This window comes from Pseudomonas sp. PvP100, from assembly GCF_017833055.1.
Lineage (GTDB): Bacteria > Pseudomonadota > Gammaproteobacteria > Pseudomonadales > Pseudomonadaceae > Aquipseudomonas > Aquipseudomonas syringae.
This window is the reverse complement of record NZ_JAFIBO010000001.1, coordinates 4,240,915-4,257,782: the sequence shown is the minus strand read 5'-3', so window position 1 is coordinate 4,257,782 and position 16,868 is coordinate 4,240,915. Positions and strand designations below refer to the sequence as shown.

Annotated in this window: 15 protein-coding genes; 10 read left to right on the top strand and 5 right to left on the bottom strand. The window is 60.3% G+C overall.

What is annotated here, in order from left to right; all coding sequences use genetic code 11:
* Positions 1 to 906 precede the first annotated feature (906 nt).
* On the bottom strand, positions 907 to 3,294 hold the full coding sequence (locus tag JOE39_RS18255; RefSeq protein WP_210078519.1) for a penicillin acylase family protein: 2,388 nt from the start codon (positions 3,292 to 3,294) through the stop codon (positions 907 to 909).
* Positions 3,295 to 3,563: 269 nt separating this feature from the next.
* Here JOE39_RS18255 and JOE39_RS18250 point away from each other — a divergent pair, with 269 nt between their 5' ends.
* Positions 3,564 to 4,505, top strand: a complete 942-nt coding sequence (locus tag JOE39_RS18250; protein ID WP_210078520.1) for an alpha/beta hydrolase — start codon at positions 3,564 to 3,566, stop codon at positions 4,503 to 4,505.
* Positions 4,506 to 4,520: 15 nt separating this feature from the next.
* Here JOE39_RS18250 and JOE39_RS18245 read toward each other — a convergent pair whose 3' ends face one another.
* Positions 4,521 to 5,273 carry a DUF2059 domain-containing protein gene (locus JOE39_RS18245; RefSeq protein WP_210078521.1) on the bottom strand — a complete coding sequence of 251 codons (753 nt, stop codon included), beginning with the start codon at positions 5,271 to 5,273 and terminating at the stop codon, positions 4,521 to 4,523.
* Positions 5,274 to 5,414: 141 nt separating this feature from the next.
* On the opposite strand from JOE39_RS18245, the gene JOE39_RS18240 reads away from it, so the two are divergent.
* Positions 5,415 to 6,050 (top strand): 2OG-Fe(II) oxygenase, encoded by a 636-nt coding sequence (locus JOE39_RS18240; RefSeq protein WP_003316482.1) that lies wholly within the window; start codon positions 5,415 to 5,417, stop codon positions 6,048 to 6,050.
* A gap of 138 nt (positions 6,051 to 6,188) precedes the next feature.
* Positions 6,189 to 6,626, top strand: a complete 438-nt coding sequence (locus tag JOE39_RS18235) for a DUF4399 domain-containing protein (protein WP_003420188.1) — start codon at positions 6,189 to 6,191, stop codon at positions 6,624 to 6,626.
* A gap of 281 nt (positions 6,627 to 6,907) precedes the next feature.
* On the opposite strand, the gene serA is transcribed toward JOE39_RS18235, so the two are convergent.
* The gene (gene serA, locus JOE39_RS18230) at positions 6,908 to 8,137 is read right to left on the bottom strand and encodes a phosphoglycerate dehydrogenase (RefSeq protein WP_002555754.1); all 1,230 of its coding nucleotides are present in this window, start codon (positions 8,135 to 8,137) and stop codon (positions 6,908 to 6,910) included.
* A gap of 160 nt (positions 8,138 to 8,297) precedes the next feature.
* Here serA and JOE39_RS18225 point away from each other — a divergent pair, with 160 nt between their 5' ends.
* The 4 genes from JOE39_RS18225 to JOE39_RS18210 all read left to right on the top strand — a co-directional run bounded on the left by JOE39_RS18225 (position 8,298) and on the right by JOE39_RS18210 (position 12,582).
* A complete protein-coding gene (locus tag JOE39_RS18225) occupies positions 8,298 to 9,692 on the top strand; it encodes an FAD-binding oxidoreductase (protein ID WP_029571842.1) in 1,395 nt (464 codons plus the stop codon).
* A gap of 66 nt (positions 9,693 to 9,758) precedes the next feature.
* Positions 9,759 to 10,424: a fumarylacetoacetate hydrolase family protein gene (locus tag JOE39_RS18220; RefSeq protein ID WP_003316478.1), complete on the top strand. Its 666-nt coding sequence runs from the start codon at positions 9,759 to 9,761 to the stop codon at positions 10,422 to 10,424.
* Between the two features lie 181 nt (positions 10,425 to 10,605).
* Positions 10,606 to 11,550 (top strand): SdiA-regulated domain-containing protein, encoded by a 945-nt coding sequence (locus JOE39_RS18215; RefSeq protein WP_010406618.1) that lies wholly within the window; start codon positions 10,606 to 10,608, stop codon positions 11,548 to 11,550.
* Between the two features lie 126 nt (positions 11,551 to 11,676).
* On the top strand, positions 11,677 to 12,582 hold the full coding sequence (locus JOE39_RS18210; protein ID WP_024661944.1) for an SdiA-regulated domain-containing protein: 906 nt from the start codon (positions 11,677 to 11,679) through the stop codon (positions 12,580 to 12,582).
* A gap of 45 nt (positions 12,583 to 12,627) precedes the next feature.
* Here the strand turns inward: JOE39_RS18210 and rpiA are convergent, their stop codons facing one another.
* Positions 12,628 to 13,299, bottom strand: a complete 672-nt coding sequence (rpiA, locus tag JOE39_RS18205) for a ribose-5-phosphate isomerase RpiA (RefSeq protein WP_024661945.1) — start codon at positions 13,297 to 13,299, stop codon at positions 12,628 to 12,630.
* Positions 13,300 to 13,459: 160 nt separating this feature from the next.
* Between rpiA and ilvA the strand changes: the two genes are divergently transcribed.
* Together ilvA and JOE39_RS18195 are read left to right on the top strand one after the other, a co-directional pair.
* Positions 13,460 to 14,974, top strand: coding sequence for a threonine ammonia-lyase, biosynthetic (gene ilvA, locus JOE39_RS18200; protein WP_198705576.1), 1,515 nt, complete (start codon positions 13,460 to 13,462; stop codon positions 14,972 to 14,974).
* Positions 14,975 to 15,137: 163 nt separating this feature from the next.
* Complete coding sequence (locus tag JOE39_RS18195) at positions 15,138 to 15,566, top strand: DUF2269 family protein (RefSeq protein WP_016569245.1); 429 nt, start codon at positions 15,138 to 15,140, stop codon at positions 15,564 to 15,566.
* A gap of 13 nt (positions 15,567 to 15,579) precedes the next feature.
* On the opposite strand, the gene JOE39_RS18190 is transcribed toward JOE39_RS18195, so the two are convergent.
* On the bottom strand, positions 15,580 to 16,236 hold the full coding sequence (locus tag JOE39_RS18190) for an HAD family hydrolase (protein WP_003413502.1): 657 nt from the start codon (positions 16,234 to 16,236) through the stop codon (positions 15,580 to 15,582).
* 142 nt (positions 16,237 to 16,378) lie between these two features.
* On the opposite strand from JOE39_RS18190, the gene JOE39_RS18185 reads away from it, so the two are divergent.
* Positions 16,379 to 16,858, top strand: a complete 480-nt coding sequence (locus tag JOE39_RS18185) for an RNA pyrophosphohydrolase (RefSeq protein ID WP_002555745.1) — start codon at positions 16,379 to 16,381, stop codon at positions 16,856 to 16,858.
* Positions 16,859 to 16,868: the final 10 nt, after the last annotated feature.

The following is a 16,868-nucleotide window of genomic DNA, read 5'->3' as shown; positions in this document are numbered from 1 at the left end:
CGCGATACACAAGCCCGCTCTTGATTCTGCCCGTAGGGCGTAGGAGCGAGCTTGCTCGCAAACTGCCGGGGACCGGCAGCCAAACCAGCGACCTCGGTTGTGCCTGATGTACCGTACGTGACGGTTTCACTGTCGGTTCCCGACAGTTCGCGAGCAAGCTCGCTCCCACGCCCTCCGGGCAGAAGCGCCATTTCCGGGCTCGGCGCAGAGAGTATCGCTACGCCCCCGGCACCAGCCGTAAAACCCTTGGAAGCAGCCTGATCATGCGCGATACACAAGCCCGCTCTTGATTCTGCCCGTAGGGCGTAGGAGCGAACTTGTTCGCGAACTGCCGGGGACCGGCAGCCAAACCAGCGACCTCGGTTGTGCCTGATGTACCGTACGTGACGGTTTCACTGTCGGTTCCCGACAGTTCGCGAACAAGTTCGCTCCCACGCCCTCCGGGCAGAAGCCCCATTTCCGGGCTCGGCACAGAGAGTATCGCTAAGCCCCCGGCACCAGCCGCAAAACGCCTGGAAGCAGCCTGATCATGCGCGATACACAAGTCCGCTCTTGATTCTGCCCGTAGGGCGTAGGAGCGAACTTGTTCGCGAACTGCCGGGGACCGGCAGCCAAACCAGCGACCTCGGTTGTGCCTGATGTACCGTAAGTAACGGTTTCACTATCGGTTCCCGACAGTTCGCGAACAAGTTCGCTCCCACGCCCTCCGGGCAGAAGCGCCATTTCCGGGCCCGCGCAGAGAGTATCGCTACGCCCCCGGCGCCAGCCGCAAAACGCCTGGAAGCAGCCTGATCATGCGCGATACACAAGCCCGCTCTTGATTCTGCCCGTAGGGCGTAGATACTCTGTTCGCTCCCACGCCCTCCGGGCAGAAGCGCCATTTCCGGGCCCGCGCAGAGAGTATCTCTACGCCCCCGGCACCAACCGTAAAACCCCTTCCGTATGCTCGGCAATGTCCTTCTCGCTGAAGCGCTGTGGCAGGTATTCGCCGTTCACGAATGCCTTGGCCTGATCGGAGTAGTGCTTGTCGAAGGGCACGCCGCTTTGTCCTACCGGGTTTATCCCCAGGCTGTGCGCCGGGTCGGCGAAGTCGATCAGGCGGCGGGTCGAGGGGCCGTAGCCGACTGGCCACGGGGCGGGGCGGATGCTCGATGACAGGTTGTTCGGTACTTCGTGCGTACCCGGCGCTGCGTAAGGGCCGACGTTGAAAATCATGTCCAGCGGCTTTTGCGAACCCAATGGGTGGCCTTGGGTCAGGGTATGCGCCTTGCCCCACACCCATTCGTCCGGGTTGGTGCCGTACAGCGACCGCAAATGCGAAACACTGGCGCGCCAGGCCACCTTGACGGTGTTGGCGCGGCTTTCTTCGTGGGGTGAATTGCGATTGTTCCACCACGGCGAATCGGCATCGGCGGCCAGGCGCGGCAGGGCGGCGTCCAGCACGCGGGTCGACAGCAGGGTTTCAAACATCGCGTCGCCCAATTCGTCGTGAAAGGTCTCTTCGGTCAGGTCGAACAGGAACTGATTGAACAGCGTGGCACCCACCGAATCGACGGGATAATCACCTTTCCAGCTGGCCAGTCGCTCCACGAGTGCCCGTTCGTCCGGGTCGCTGACAACGCTGCGCAGCACTGGAATCAATGGCCTGAGAATGCTCGGTGCATAGTCGGTCTGCGTGCTCAGTTGCAGCGCTTTGCTGGCGGCCAAATCCCATTTGATGCTGGAGTCACTGAGTTGCCGGTTCAGCGCTTGGCCGCGTTCGGCCGGGTTGTAGTAGCCGGGAATCGGCATGCCGGTCGGCGACTGCGGCTGGAAGTTGGCTGACACGATGTAGCCACGCGCCGGGTTTTCTTCGTGCGGGTTGGCGCTGAACGGGTAAAAGCCGAGCTTATCGGCCTGTGCCGTGCTGCCGTCCAGAATGAAGATGGGGTTGACGCCCTGCGGACGGATCGGCAGTTGCGCCGCAGCCCACCAGCCGATATCGCCCTTGGCGTTGGCCCAGACAATGTTGAGGCCCGGCGACTGAATCTTCTCGGCTGCGCTATGCATCTTGTCCAGTGTATCGGCGCGGTTGGCCTCGTAGAAACCGTCCAGCACCGGGTTGGCGGACGCCAGAAACGACCACCACATCGCGATAGGTGTCTGGCCGGCGTTCTTGCCCATCACGTTATTGACGATAGGGCCGTGCGGCGATTCCAGCAGCGTCAGTGTGACCGGGGCCTGGCCCTTGACGGCGATCTGCTGCTCGGTGCGTTTCATGTCCGTCCATTGCCCGTGGTACCAGACCTGATTCGGGTTATCCGGGTTGGTCTTCTCGGCAATCAGGTCCACGTCATCGTTCTGGAACATGGTCAGGCTCCAGCCGAAATCCATGTTGTGGCCCAGCAACGCGAACGGGTTGAGTGCAGGAAAGTGCCCGTACAGCTCGAAGCCCGGCGCAGACAGCTGCGCTTCGTACCATATCGAAGGTACCGAGAAGCGAATGTGCGGGTCACCCGCCAGGATCGGCTTGCCGCTTTGCGTGCGGCTGCCGGAAATCACCCAGGCGTTGCTGCCTTCGAATTGCGGCAGGCCAGCGTCTTCAAGCGCCTTGTGACTCAACTGCGCCAGCTGATTCAGGCCCTTCCAGTCGGCGTCGGCCAGTGCCGGTTTCGAGTCGAGCATGCCGTCCGGGTGCCAGTCCAGGTCGAAGACTTTCAAGTACTCCGGCCCAAGCTGATCGCGCACGTAGGTCAGCAGCGGCTCGGTTCTGAACGCCGCGGCAAAACTGTAAGCCAGATAGCCGGCGATGCTGACCGTGTCCTCTGTGGTGAAGCGTCGTCTGGGGATGCCCAGTGCGTCGAACTCCATCGGCCTTGCATGGGTGTCCTGATACTGGTTGATGCCGTCAATGTAGGCTTCCAGCGCTTTCCAGGTCGGGGTGTTCTTGTCCTGACGTGCGACATACGCGTCCGCGTGTTCACGAATGCGCAGGGTGCGAAACAGTTTGTCGGTCTCGACCAGATTCGGCCCCAGTACCTCTGCCAGCTCGCCACGTGCCAGGCGGCGCAGCATTTCCATCTGGAACAGCCGGTCCTGAGCATGGGCATAGCCCAGCGCACGGTAAAGGTCGGCTTCGTTCTCGGCGCGGATGTGCGGCACGCCACGCTCGTCGTAGCTCAGGGTGACGGGGGCCTGAAGACGGCTCATGGCGATCTCGCCGTCGCGTACTGGCAACTTGCTATTTACGTACCAGCCCGCGACACCTGCAAGCAGGGCGATGATGATGGCTAGAATGAAGAGGCTGCGTTTCATCCGGTTTCTCTGTAAATGGCGTAGGCAGGAATGGAGACTATCGTTGTGACGCAGTTGACTCGATGAAACCCGACACAAGAGCCATTTGAAGCGGCTTCAGGGCGAATTCGGGCGGGTGAGCTCGCAAGCATCGCCCAGTGTGCAGACAGTAATGTGCACGTTCAATGACAGATGTCTGCGATTACAGCGGCTTAGCTTGCCATGCCGTGGCAGACAGAAGAATATCGTTACACAACTTTACGAGCCATTTGTTGAAATCTGGAAACCACATGTCCGCCACGTTCGACCCCGATAACCTGCGTGCCAGCCTGCTGCCGCTGAGCGTTATTGATCCGCTTTCCATGGAGGGGCTGGCCTATCAGCGCTTCTACGGTCTTGCCGGACTGTGTGGCGACAACGTCATACGCAGCTGGCTGGGGCGCCTCGATGTGGCGGGCTACGAGGTGGTCGGGCAGGTCTGGCTGCCTGACAGCCCGGTCGCCACGCTGTTTCTGTTTCACGGCTTCTATGACCACATGGGGTTGTACCGGCATGTGATCGAGTGGGCTCTGGAGCAGGGTTTTGCCGTGATCGCCTGCGACCTGCCGGGGCATGGTCTGTCGAGCGGCAGTCGTGCCTGTATCAATGACTTCGCCGAGTACCAGTTGGTGTTGCAACGCCTGCTGCTCGAAGCCGAAGGCCTTGGGCTGCCACATCCCTGGCACCTGTGCGGCCAAAGCATGGGCGGTGCCATCGTGACGGATCACCTGCTTCATCAGGGGGCAGACTCGCCCGCGCAGGGGGAGGTGATCCTGCTGGCGCCGCTGGTCCGGCCGCGTGCCTGGGGCTGGTCGCGTCTGAGTTATCACCTGCTCAAACCGTTCGTGAACGGCATTGCCCGCCGTTTCACCGAAAACTCCAACGCACCCGCGTTCCTGCCTTTTCTGATGGCCGATCCGTTACAGCCGCTGCGGCTGCCTACTGCCTGGGTCGGCGCGCTGGCGCAATGGATCGCGCGTGTTGAAAGCGCGCCGCGCAGCCTGCGCAGCCCGCTGATCATCCAGGGCGAGGCGGACATGACGGTCGACTGGTCGCACAATCTGGCGATTCTGAAAGACAAGTTCAGCCAGCCGCAGATTCTGATGCTCGGGCATGCCCGGCATCATCTGGCCAACGAAACGCCAGAGCTGCGGGCTCGGTACTTTGATTTTCTGAAAGGGCGCTTGCGCTAGGCGCTCTGGTGACGATCAGGGATTAAGGCTCGACGCACTCTGTCCGACGGCCAGCCCGGCACGAATCGCGGCCAGAGCGGCCTGGTAATAGGCTTTGCCTTCCGTCGACTCGGCGAAGGTCGAGAATTCTTCGAGCTCAGGGTCCGACAAGTCGCGATAGACGTACAGCAGCGTGTTGTTCAGATCAGCACTCATCTGCGCCATCAGGCGCTCGCGCTGGCCTTCGAGCATGCCCTGCGCCTGGCCTCCACCGAGCAGGCCGGGAATCATCTGGCTCAGGCTGTCTGCGGCAACGCCTGCGATGGCAAGGCTGACTTCCGCGCCGGCCTCTCTGGCCGGCAGCGCCTGGGCCAGATGGCCGATCAACAACTGACGCGTCGCGTCCGCTTCGATATGCGGCAGCCCATGGGCATGTTTGGCCAGCTGATCGGCGCGGGTGGCGGTCAGCTCGGCATTGACGATCTTGCGGCCCAGCGGTGACTGGAAAAACTGCAGCGACGGGGCAGGGTCCTTGAGGCTTTCACGCAGGCGCTTCGAGGCGCGCTGGTCCATGGCCTGGGGGGCGAAACGCTGATTGCTGTTGTTGACCAGCGCTTGATAAACCGCGGGCGGCAGGTTGTTGCTGTAACGCTGTTGGGCAGCCTTGAGGGCATCGTTGAAATGCGCGCGCTGTTCCGGCCAGCCTGCAGACTTGTACAACTGATCGTAGCTGTCTGCCCAGGCAGGTGAGGTGCAGAACATCAACAGCAAAACAAACAAACGACGCATTGGGGACTCCTGTCGGCAGGCCGCTATTCTCCCGGTGTTGGCGTGGATTTGTCGAGTTATGAGTGGCTTCGGTGAATGAAATCTCATGCGTGTGATGCCGCCTGTATAAGCCTCTGTCCGATTTCAGGGCTTATGGATACTATGCACGCCATGCGCATACCCTCTGACCACCCACTGCTGTTACGAATCGTCGACGATCTGGCCGCCAACGGCTGGTCGCAGCAGAATATTTTCCTGCCCGAAGCTCTGACTCTGGAACTTGAGCAAGAGTGCCGCAAACGTGCGGCCGAAGGCGAGCTCGAGCCTGCCGCGATTGGCAAGGGAACCGCGCTGGAAATACGCGAGGGGATTCGTGGCGACCGCATTCAGTGGCTCGAGCCGGGGCAGGTGCAGTGCTGCGACCGCTATCTCGAGCTGATGGACAGTTTGCGTCAGGCGCTCAATCGCGGCCTTTTCCTTGGGCTGGAAGATTACGAAAGCCATTTCGCGCTGTATCCGCCGGGTGCCCGCTACCTCAGGCATGTGGACCGATTCCGCGATGACGACAGGCGCATGGTGTCGGCGGTGCTCTACCTCAATAACGCCTGGCTGCCCGAGCACGGCGGTCAGTTGCGCATGTACCTCAAGGACGAGGTGGCTTACGACGTTCAGCCTACGGGCGGCTGCCTGGTGGTCTTTCTGTCCGGCGAAATTCCCCATGAAGTCATGCCCGCCAGTCGTGATCGCCTGTCACTGACGGGGTGGTTCAGACGCCGGGGCAACGAGCTGTTCCAGTAACCTGCGGGCTGCGTTCATGAAAACAGTTTCATCAACGTAATGAGCCATTGAGCCGGACTGCGGTCTATCGTGAGCACTCCTGAACCGACGGATTCGTCGTGTGAGGGTCGACTTACGCCAACTGCAGCCGGAGCAATCATGAAATCCTTATTTTCTGGAACGATGGTCGCCGGCCTGTTGCTCAGCGCATCCATGCTGGCCAGCGCCGCCGATATACCACGCACCGCAGCCCCTGAAGGCGCCGAGGTGTACATCATCTCGCCCAAGGACGGTGAAACGGTCACCTCGCCGTTCAAGGTGCAATTCGGCCTCAAGGGTATGGGCGTCGCGCCTGCGGGTGTCGATGTTCCTGAGACCGGCCACCATCACCTGCTGATCGACGTGAAGGATCAGCCGTCGATGAATGCACCACTGCCGGTCAGCGACAACATCCGTCACTTCGGCAAGGGCCAGACCGAAACCGAAATCAACCTGCCGCCGGGCCAGCACACCCTGCAATTGCTGATGGGCGACAAAGGCCACATGCCGCTGAACCCTTCGGTCGAGTCGAAGAAGATCACCATCAATGTGAAGTAGGTATTTGATTTCACGTGCCGGGGTTTGACGCGGAGCGTCACGAACGGCATTCCCACGCTGGAGCGCTCATCGTTATACACAAGTCCGCTTTTGATTCTGGCCGAAGGCCGTGGGAGCGACCGGGGCGGCGATCCGCATTGCTCGCGAAGGGGCCCATGTAGTCGAAGAAGATGCATCGTTTGACGCACCGTCTTCGCGAACAAGTTCGCTCCTACAAAAGCCTGAGAGCCACGTTTTACGAGCTCTTCAGGACTTGTGTGTGACGATGAGCTGCGCTCTGATCAGAACAACACGCGGCTGCGGATGGTGCCTTTGATCTGTTGCAGCTTGGCCTGGGCGAGGTCGGAGTATTCGGCGTCGACGTCGATGACCACGTAGCCGACTTTCTCGTTGGTCTGCAGGAACTGACCGGAGATGTTGATACCGTTCTCGGCGAAGACCTTGTTGATCTCGCTGAGCACGCCCGGGATGTTTTCGTGGATGTGCAACAGGCGGTGCTTGCCAGGGTGCGCAGGCAGCGCCACTTCCGGGAAGTTGACCGAGGACACCGACGTACCGTTGTCGCTGTACTTGACCAGTTTTTCCGCCACTTCCAGACCGATGTTGGCCTGCGCTTCGGCAGTCGAGCCACCGATGTGCGGCGTCAGGATGACGTTGTCCAGACCGCGCAGCGGGCTTTCGAAGATGTCGTCGTTCGAACGCGGCTCGACCGGGAACACGTCGATGGCTGCGCCGATCAGGTGCTTGTCCTTGATGGCGTCAGCCAGTGCGTCCAGCTCGACCACCGTGCCACGCGCGGCGTTGATCAGGATGCTGCCCTTCTTCATCGCGCGGATTTCTTTTTCGCCGATCATCCACTGGGTTTCCGAGGTTTCCGGAACGTGCAGCGTGACGATATCGGACATGCCCAGCAGCTCGTTCAGGCTCGACACCTGAGTGGCGTTGCCCAGCGGCAGCTTGGTCAGCGTGTCGTAGAAGTACACCTGCATGCCCAGACCTTCAGCCAGCACCGACAGCTGCGTACCAATCGAACCGTAACCGATGATGCCCAGCTTCTTGCCACGGATCTCGAAGGAGTTGGCCGCGCTCTTGATCCAGCCGCCACGGTGGCAGGAAGCGTTCTTCTCGGGGATACCGCGCAGCAGCAGGATGGCTTCGGCCAGCACCAGTTCGGCGACCGAACGGGTATTGGAGTAGGGCGCATTGAACACTGCGATACCGCGCTCGCGCGCCGCGTTCAGGTCAACCTGGTTGGTGCCGATGCAGAAGCAGCCGACCGCAACCAGTTTCTTGGCGCAATCGAACAGCTCTTCGGTCAGCTGAGTACGGGAGCGGATACCGATGAAATGGGCGTCGGCGATCTTTTCTTTCAGTTCGGCTTCCGGCAGAGACTTGGTGTGGTACTCGATGCTGGTGTAACCGGCTGCCTTGAGGACGTCGACAGCGGATTGGTGGACGCCTTCGAGAAGAAGGAACTTGATCTTGCTCTTGTCGAGGGAAGTCTTGCTCATCTGCGTAAACCTGTGTCCCGAAGAAAATTGGCAGGGGGTGGCCGGATCGGCTCTGGGCACGACTCGCGGGGGGCGTATGCTAGCATATGAGCCCCGCGAAACCTCATCCCGAACGTGAACCGTTCTCAGGATGCCCATGAATCGTTCGAGAGTTGATTCAATGACCGATCGCGTTTTGATTGATGAGCTGCAGACCCTGGTCGACCCTGGCAAGGTGCTCACTGATGCCGGTTCTCTGGAGACTTACGGCAAGGACTGGACCAAGCAGTTCACCCCTGCGCCACTGGCCATCGTATTCCCCAAGACCACCGAACAGGTGCAGGCCATCGTACGCTGGGCCAATGAGCGGCTCGTGGCGCTGGTGCCCTCGGGTGGACGAACCGGGCTTTCGGCGGCTGCGGTGGCCGCCAACGGTGAAGTGGTCGTCTCGTTCGATTACATGAACCAGGTGCTGGATCTGAACCTCACCGACCGCACGGCGGTCTGTCAGCCTGGCGTGATCACCCGGCAATTGCAGGCGCTGGCTGAAGAAAACGGTCTTTATTACCCGGTCGACTTTGCTTCTTCGGGCTCCAGCCAGATCGGCGGCAATATCGGCACCAATGCAGGCGGCATCAAGGTCATTCGCTACGGCATGACGCGCAATTGGGTCGCCGGCCTCAAAGTGGTCACCGGCAAGGGCGACCTGCTGGAGCTGAACAAGGACCTGATCAAGAACGCCACCGGCTACGATTTGCGCCAGTTGTTCATCGGTGCCGAAGGTACGCTGGGCTTTGTCGTCGAAGCGACCATGCGCCTCGACCGTGCGCCGAAGAACCTCACCGCGATGGTGCTGGGCACCTCGGACTTCAACTCGATCATGCCGGTGCTGCATGCCTTTCACGGCAAGCTCGACCTGACCGCCTTCGAATTCTTCTCGGACAAATCCTTCGCCCGCGTCATGGCGCGCGGTGATGTGCCGTCGCCTTTCGACACGCCGTGCCCGTTCTACGTGTTACTGGAGTTCGAAGCGACCACCGAAGACCTCGCCGATCAGGCCCTGGCGACTTTCGAGCACTGCGTCGAGCAGGGTTGGGTGCTGGACGGCGTGATGAGCCAGAGCGAACAGCAATTACGCAACCTGTGGAAGCTGCGCGAGTACATCTCCGAAACCATCTCGCATTTCACGCCGTACAAAAACGATATCTCGGTCACTGTCTCGAAAGTGCCGGAGTTTCTGGCTGAAATCGATGCCATCGTTGCCGAACACTATCCGGACTTCGAAGTGCTCTGGTACGGCCACATTGGCGACGGCAACCTGCACCTGAACATCCTCAAGCCCGAGAGCCTCGACAAGGACGAGTTCTTCGTCAAATGTGCCCGGGTCAACAAGTGGGTGTTCGAGACCGTCGAAAAGTACAACGGCTCGATTTCGGCCGAGCACGGCGTCGGGATGACCAAGCGTGACTATTTGACGTACAGTCGCTCGCCGGTCGAAATCGAATACATGAAGGCATTGAAAGCGGTGTTCGATCCCAACGGGATCATGAATCCCGGCAAAATCTTCGCCGTTTGATCCGTCGCAACCATTTGATCCGTCGCAACAATAAGCAGGCTACCTCTTACAGCCTCAGGAGACGTCATGAGCTACCAGCACAAATATGTCGATGGCACCAACATTCACTTCCCGCTGGGTAAAGTGGTCTGCATCGGGCGTAACTACGCCGAACACGCCAAGGAACTGGGCAACGCGGTGCCTACCGAGCCGCTGCTGTTCATGAAACCCGGCAGCGCGGTGGTTGCGCTGGAGGGTGGCTTCACCATCCCGGCAGACCGCGGTTCGGTGCATTACGAAGCCGAGATCGTGGTGTTGATCGGCAAGCCCCTGAGCAAGAGCCCGTCGCGTGAAGAGGTGCTCGACGCGATCAGCGGCTTTGCACCTGGTCTGGACCTGACGCTGCGTGACGTCCAGTCTCGTCTGCGTGAGAAAGGCCTGCCGTGGGAGCTGGCCAAGTGTTTCGACGGCGCTGCGGTGATCCCGCCGTTCGTGCCCGCCGAGACCTTCCCGGATCTGGAGGACATCGGTATCCGCCTGACCCTCAATGGCAAGGTGGTTCAGGACGGCAACAGCAACATGATGCTCAACCCGATCGTGCCGATGATCCAGCACATGGCAGCCAACTTCTCGCTGCAGGCCGGCGACCTGATCATGACCGGCACGCCTGCCGGTGTCGGGCCGTTTGAAGCCGGCGACCAGATCGCGCTGGAACTGGTCGGGCAGACGCCTTTCGAGAGCGTCGTCAGGTAAGCCGACAGTCTTTCAGGCAGCGCCCAAAGCCACACGGGATCACTCTCGGGTGGCTTTTGTTTGTGGGGTGACTGATAGTCCAGTCGGTTTTGCGTTTTTTTCACACCTGTTCTGGATAATCCGGCCGTCCCTGCAAGGGCACCACGTCGTCATGAAGTCTCATTTGCTCAGGAACACATGAATGGCCAGTACTGCCGCAACGCCGCCTCGTACCAAAAAACGCTTCGCTTATCTGCGCAACATGCGTTGGTATTCGTGGTTGTTAGTGGTTGCTTTGCTGGGCTATGGGCTGGCGTTCATCATGCATTGGGATGACCGCGCGCTGCTCTGGTTTCAGGAGCGGTTCGAGAGCAAGGCAGGCCGTCACGCCAGCATCTGGCTGCCGGACTACCACGTGGATATCGACGCCAAGGTGCTGCCCGGCATGGAAAAGGACGAGGCGTCGGACCTGTCCTATAACCCGGTGACCAAAACGCTGTTTGCGGTCATGGGCAAAAATGCGTTTCTGGTGGAGCTGACGCTCACGGGCGATGTACTGCGCAAGATCCCGTTGGTGGGCTGGAGCAATCCGGAAGGCGTTGCCGTCATGAACGATGGCCTGATTGCGATCACTGACGAGCGCCAGCACAAGCTGACCATCGTTAAAGTGAATGCCGACACCACCACCCTGAACATCGCGGATTTCCCCCAGTATGAACTCGGCAAGTCCGCCAACCAGAACAAGGGCTACGAAGGCATCGCCTGGGACCCACAGCGTCAGCAGCTGATACTGGGCGAGGAGCGACCTCCCGCGCTGTATACGTGGAAAAGTGATGGCAGTGACGTGCTGACAGGCGACAAGCAGCCGCTATCAAGTCGCTCGCTGGACATGCGCAATCTGTCCTCGCTGAGCATCGACCCGCGCACGGGCCACATGCTCGCGCTGTCTGCCGATTCGCACATGTTGCTGGAAGTCGACGAGCAAGGCGAGCAGGTGAGCTTCATGACATTGTTGGGCGGCATGAACGGTTTGAAGGATACAATTCCGCGCGCAGAAGGCGTGGCCCTCGATGAGGCCGGTACGCTGTACATGGTCAGCGAACCGAACCTGTTCTATTCGTTTCACAGGGCGCTTCACAAGCACTGAGCCAGGACGGCCGCTACACAGGTCGCCGATACACATTCGGCAAACATATAGCACCATGCCATTAAGCTTGCTTTCAGGATGGCATGGTATCAATCCCGTCCGCTCAATCTGTCCGAGTCACCCTTCATGCGTCGCTCTACTCGCTCTTTAGTTCTGCTTCTGGCCCTTGTACCCCTGATCGTCGTGTTCGTGATCGCCAATCAGCGATACCGCTATGTTGAAAGCGCCCTGTTCGACTGGCAGGTGTTCTGGCAGTCCGACTCGCTTCAGTCCATTGGTCTGGATCAGTACCGCGTCGTCACAGAAGCACAGGTGATCGACGGGCTGCAGGATGATGTCTCGGGCCTGAGCTACGACCCGGACCGCAAGAGCCTGTTTACGGTGACCAATCAGAACCCCGAACTGGTCGAGCTGAGCCTGGACGGTCGTGTGCTGCGGCGCATTCCGCTGGTGGGTTTCGGTGATGCAGAGGCCGTCGAATACATCAGCCCGGGCACTTACGTGATCAGCGATGAGCGTCGGCTCCGGCTGATTCAGATTCACGTCGATGACAACACCAAAAGTCTGGACGCCGCCCAGGCAGAACAATTGACGCTGGGCATCACCGCCAGCGGCAACAAGGGCTATGAAGGGCTGGCCTATGATTCGGTGGGCAAGCGCCTGTTTGTCGCCCGGGAGCGTGATCCGGTGCAGATCATCGAGGTGCGCGGCTTTCCCAAGACCAACACCGAGGCTCCCGGCAATCTGCAGGTCATCTCCAACAGCAAGCGCGATGGCCGACTGTCGGTTCGTGACCTCTCCAGCCTGCAATTCGATGAGACCAGCGGCCATTTGCTGGCGTTGTCCGATGAGTCGAAGCGCATTCTCGAACTCGACACCAGTGGTCATCCGATTGGCAGCGGCTCGCTGGCAAAAGGGGCGATGGGGCTGAGCAAGGACGTGCCGCAGGCTGAAGGGATGGCCATGGATGCTGAAGGGGCGTTGTATCTGGTGAGCGAGCCGAACCTGTTTTACGTGTTCCGCAAGCCTTGAGCCTGTGAGGGTCATGCCCACCTTGCGTGGGCACAACCGGTTTTATCAGCGCGTCAGGGTTTTCACGCCGTCGTTGGTGCCCAGCAGCAACAGGTCGGCCGGCCGGGCGGCGAACAGGCCGTTGGTAACCACGCCGACGATAGCGTTGATCTGCGCTTCCAGCTCCACCGGGTTGGTAATGCTCATGTTGTGCACATCAATGATGATGTTGCCGTTGTCGGTCAGAACACCTTCGCGATAAACCGGGTCGCCGCCCAGTTTCACCAGTTGTCGCGCAACGTGGCTGCGGGCCATCGGAATGACTTCGACCGGCAGCGGGAACGCGCCCAGCACTGGTACCAGCTTGCTGCCGTCGGCGATGCAGATGAAGGTCTTGGCCACGGCCGCGACGATTTTCTCGCGAGTCAGTGCCGCGCCGCCGCCCTTGATCAGGTTCAGGTGCTCGTCGCTTTCGTCGGCTCCGTCGACATAGAACTCAAGATCGCTGACCGTGTTCAGCTCATAGACCGGAATGCCATGCGCCTTCAGGCGCACCGCAGTGGCTTGCGAGCTGGCGACAGCGCCGTCAAACGCGGTCTTGTGCTTGGCCAGCGCGTCGATGAAGCAGTTGGCCGTGGAGCCGGTGCCGACGCCCACAATGCTTTTGTCATCGAGCTTCGGAAGGATGAAGTCGACAGCTGCCTGAGCGACTGCCTGTTTGAGTTGATCCTGGGTCATGCGGGCTCCACGGTGCCTGATGTAGGTAGAAGAGGGGGATGCAAAAAGGCCCGCATTATAGCGGCGACTGCGCCGCAAAGCCCTGTCATTCGTATGGTCGTCTTTCGGTGCGCAGAGTAGACTTCCCGACCTTGCCCGCTTCGTCAGTGATGCCACCCCGATGCTTGAACAGTACGTCAAGAAAATCCTCACCTCGCGCGTCTACGACGTTGCCATCGAAACGCCGCTGCAAGGCGCTCGCCAGCTGTCCGAACGGCTGGGCAATCAGGTGCTGCTCAAGCGCGAAGATCTGCAGCCGGTGTTTTCGTTCAAGATTCGTGGCGCGTACAACAAGCTCGCGCAATTGCCCGCAGAGCAGACCGCACGCGGCGTAGTGACGGCATCGGCGGGCAATCATGCTCAGGGCCTGGCGCTGGCGGCGCGTGAGTTGGGGATCAAGGCGACCATCGTCATGCCGCGCACCACGCCGGAGATCAAGGTCGAGGGCGTGCGCTCGCGGGGTGCCACCGTGGTGCTGCACGGCGATTCCTTCCCGGAAGCGCTGGCCTACTCGCTGAAGCTGGTCGACGAACAGGGCTTCGTTTATATCCATCCATATGACGACCCTGACACCATCGCCGGGCAAGGCACGGTGGCGATGGAGATTCTTCGTCAGCAACCGGGCCAACTGGACGCGATCTTTGTTCCGGTCGGGGGTGGCGGCCTGATTGCCGGTATCGCGGCGTATGTGAAATACCTGCGCCCGGAAATCAAGATCATTGGCGTGGAGCCGGACGATTCCAACTGCCTGCAGGCGGCGATGGCCGCAGGTGAGCGCGTGGTGCTGAGCCAGGTCGGGCTGTTTGCCGATGGCGTGGCGGTCGCGCAGATCGGCCATCACACCTTTGAGGTGTGCCGGCATTATGTCGATGAAGTGATCACCGTCAGCACCGACGAAATCTGCGCGGCGATCAAGGACATCTACGACGATACTCGCTCGATCACCGAGCCGTCCGGTGCGCTGGGCGTGGCCGGGATCAAGAAGTATGTCGAGCAACGCGGCGTCAGCGGCCAGACGCTGGTGGCGATCGATTCAGGGGCCAACGTCAACTTCGACCGTTTGCGCCACGTGGCCGAACGTGCAGAGCTGGGCGAAGGTCGCGAGGCGATCATTGCCGTGACCATCCCCGAGCAACCGGGCAGCTTCAAGGCATTCTGCGAGGCTATCGGCAAGCGGCAGATCACCGAATTCAACTACCGCTACCACACCGACCGCGAGGCGCACATCTTCGTCGGCGTGCAGACCCATCCCGAGAACGACCCGCGCAGCGCCCTGATCGCCAGCCTGACCGAACAGGGCTTCCCGGTGCTGGACCTGACCGACAACGAACTGGCCAAACTGCACATCCGCCACATGGTTGGCGGGCATGCCGAGCGGGTCAATGATGAAGTGGTGCTGCGCTTCGAGTTCCCGGAACGACCGGGCGCGCTGTTCAACTTCCTCAACCGCCTGGGCGGTCGCTGGACCATCTCGATGTTCCACTACCGCAACCACGGCGCAGCCGATGGCAGGGTGGTTGCCGGGCTGGTCGTGCCGGAGGATGAGCGGCATCTGGTCGGCGCTGCGCTGGATGAGATTGGTTACCGGTATTGGGACGAAAGCGAGAACCCGGCGTACAGGCTGTTTCTGGGCTAAGGCCGTGGATATTTCTCGTTCCTCACGCTCCGCGTCACAAGAGGACGCAGAGCGTCCAGACCGGCGTACCCACCGGAGCATGGGCACGATAGCGCTTAGGGCGCGAACCTGGTGTTCACACTGCTAAACTCACCCAAGCCCGATTCCAGAGGAACACCGCGTCATGGAACCCATCACCACCCTCAATACCTTGCACATCGTCGCCACCGCGTTGTTGTTGATCAGCGCGCTGGTGTTGGCCAGCGGGGTGGTCAAGGTGCGTCTTGAAGGCGACACGACCGTGCAGAATCGCCTGCTCAAGCGGCCGTTGCTGTTTTTCTGGGTGTTGATGGCCGTGTGTCTGGCGACGCTGCCGTTCAGTGGCTGGTGGCTGGTGCATTTGAAAGGCCTGTCACTGGGCCAGACCTGGGTGCTGGGCAGCAGCGTGCTTTACACCCTGGGGCTGTGCAGTTGGGTCTGGCTGGTGGCCAGGCTCAATCGGTTGCGTCTTGGTGCCAAAGGTGGCAAGCGCGGCTTTACCCTGGCGCTGACGGTGATCAGCGTCGTGTGTTTCGTGGCGATGGCCGGTCTGACGGGCTTCAAACCGGCCTGAGTATTGCCAGCACTCAGTGACGCAGGGTAATCACCGGCCAGCCGCGGCGCTCGGCTTCGGCACGTAATTTATCGTCCGGATCGACCGCAACCGGATTGGCCACCTGCTCCAGCAGAGGCAGGTCGTTCATCGAGTCACTGTAGAAATAGCTGTCTTCGAGGCTGAACGCGTTGTCTTCCAGCCACTGATTGAGGCGTGTCACCTTGCCTTCACGGAAGCAGGGCACACCTGTGGTGCGGCCGGTATAGCGGCCGTCAGCCATCTCGCATTCGGTCGCCAGCAGGGTATCGATCCCCAGTTGCGCCACGATAGGTGCCGTCACAAAGCGGTTGGTGGCGGTGATCACCACCAGCTTGTCGCCGGCCTCGCGGTGTTTGGCGATCAATTCCAGCGCCTTGGGCAGCATCATCGGTTCGATGCAGTCACGCATGAACTCGCGATGCCACTGCTCGAGCTGCGCCATGTCAGTGTTGCCCAGAATCTCCAGAGTAAAATTCAGGTAATCGGTCATGTTCAGCGTGCCGGCCAGGTAATCCTGATAGAACTCGTCGTTGCGGGTTTTGTAGGTCGCGGCATCAAGGATCCCGCGCCGGCACAGGTAATCGCCCCAGGCGTGATCGCTGTCGCCGCCCAGAAGGGTGTTGTCGAGGTCGAATAAAGCCAGGCGCATAGGGTTACTCGCTGAAATAGTTGAAAAAAGAGCCCCAGAATACGAGGTTTTCACAAGTCTTCACATAAGGTGATAAGCCTCGTTGCTGGTTTGATCGCCTTTGTGGAACAATGCGGCGACATGCGTTTGCGAGGTTGTTGCCGTGATCGACCCCGATGGTTTCCGTCCTAATGTCGGGATTATTCTGACAAACGATGCTGGTCAGGTCCTATGGGCTCGGCGTATTAACCAGGATGCCTGGCAGTTTCCTCAAGGGGGTATCAACCCGCAGGAGACGCCGGAAGACGCGCTTTATCGCGAATTGAATGAAGAAGTCGGTCTGGAACGACATGATGTGCAAATACTTGCCTGCACTCGGGGCTGGTTGCGCTATCGTCTGCCGCAAAGACTGGTCCGTACTCACAGCCAGCCGCTGTGTATCGGTCAGAAGCAAAAATGGTTTCTCCTGCGCCTGATCTCCAACGAGCAGCGGGTGCGGATGGATTTGACCGGTAAACCGGAGTTCGATGGCTGGCGCTGGGTCAGCTATTGGTATCCGTTAGGCCAGGTGGTGACATTCAAGCGCGAGGTGTATCGACGCGCACTCAAAGAGCTTGCCCCGCGCCTCTTATCGCGCGACTGACACGGAGTTC

Bases quoted from the DNA above. Each gene is read 5' to 3' on its own strand.
- JOE39_RS18215 (WP_010406618.1), top strand. From the start codon at position 10,606: ATGGCCAGTACTGCCGCAACGCCGCCTCGTACCAAAAAACGCTTCGCT.
- JOE39_RS18210 (WP_024661944.1), top strand. From the start codon at position 11,677: ATGCGTCGCTCTACTCGCTCTTTAGTTCTGCTTCTGGCCCTTGTACCC.
- JOE39_RS18195 (WP_016569245.1), top strand. From the start codon at position 15,138: ATGGAACCCATCACCACCCTCAATACCTTGCACATCGTCGCCACCGCG.
- JOE39_RS18235 (WP_003420188.1), top strand. From the start codon at position 6,189: ATGAAATCCTTATTTTCTGGAACGATGGTCGCCGGCCTGTTGCTCAGC.
- JOE39_RS18250 (WP_210078520.1), top strand. From the start codon at position 3,564: ATGTCCGCCACGTTCGACCCCGATAACCTGCGTGCCAGCCTGCTGCCG.
- JOE39_RS18190 (WP_003413502.1), bottom strand. From the start codon at position 16,236: ATGCGCCTGGCTTTATTCGACCTCGACAACACCCTTCTGGGCGGCGAC.
- JOE39_RS18255 (WP_210078519.1), bottom strand. From the start codon at position 3,294: ATGAAACGCAGCCTCTTCATTCTAGCCATCATCATCGCCCTGCTTGCA.
- JOE39_RS18225 (WP_029571842.1), top strand. From the start codon at position 8,298: ATGACCGATCGCGTTTTGATTGATGAGCTGCAGACCCTGGTCGACCCT.
- ilvA (WP_198705576.1), top strand. From the start codon at position 13,460: ATGCTTGAACAGTACGTCAAGAAAATCCTCACCTCGCGCGTCTACGAC.
- serA (WP_002555754.1), bottom strand. From the start codon at position 8,137: ATGAGCAAGACTTCCCTCGACAAGAGCAAGATCAAGTTCCTTCTTCTC.
- rpiA (WP_024661945.1), bottom strand. From the start codon at position 13,299: ATGACCCAGGATCAACTCAAACAGGCAGTCGCTCAGGCAGCTGTCGAC.
- JOE39_RS18245 (WP_210078521.1), bottom strand. From the start codon at position 5,273: ATGCGTCGTTTGTTTGTTTTGCTGTTGATGTTCTGCACCTCACCTGCC.
- JOE39_RS18240 (WP_003316482.1), top strand. From the start codon at position 5,415: ATGCACGCCATGCGCATACCCTCTGACCACCCACTGCTGTTACGAATC.
- JOE39_RS18220 (WP_003316478.1), top strand. From the start codon at position 9,759: ATGAGCTACCAGCACAAATATGTCGATGGCACCAACATTCACTTCCCG.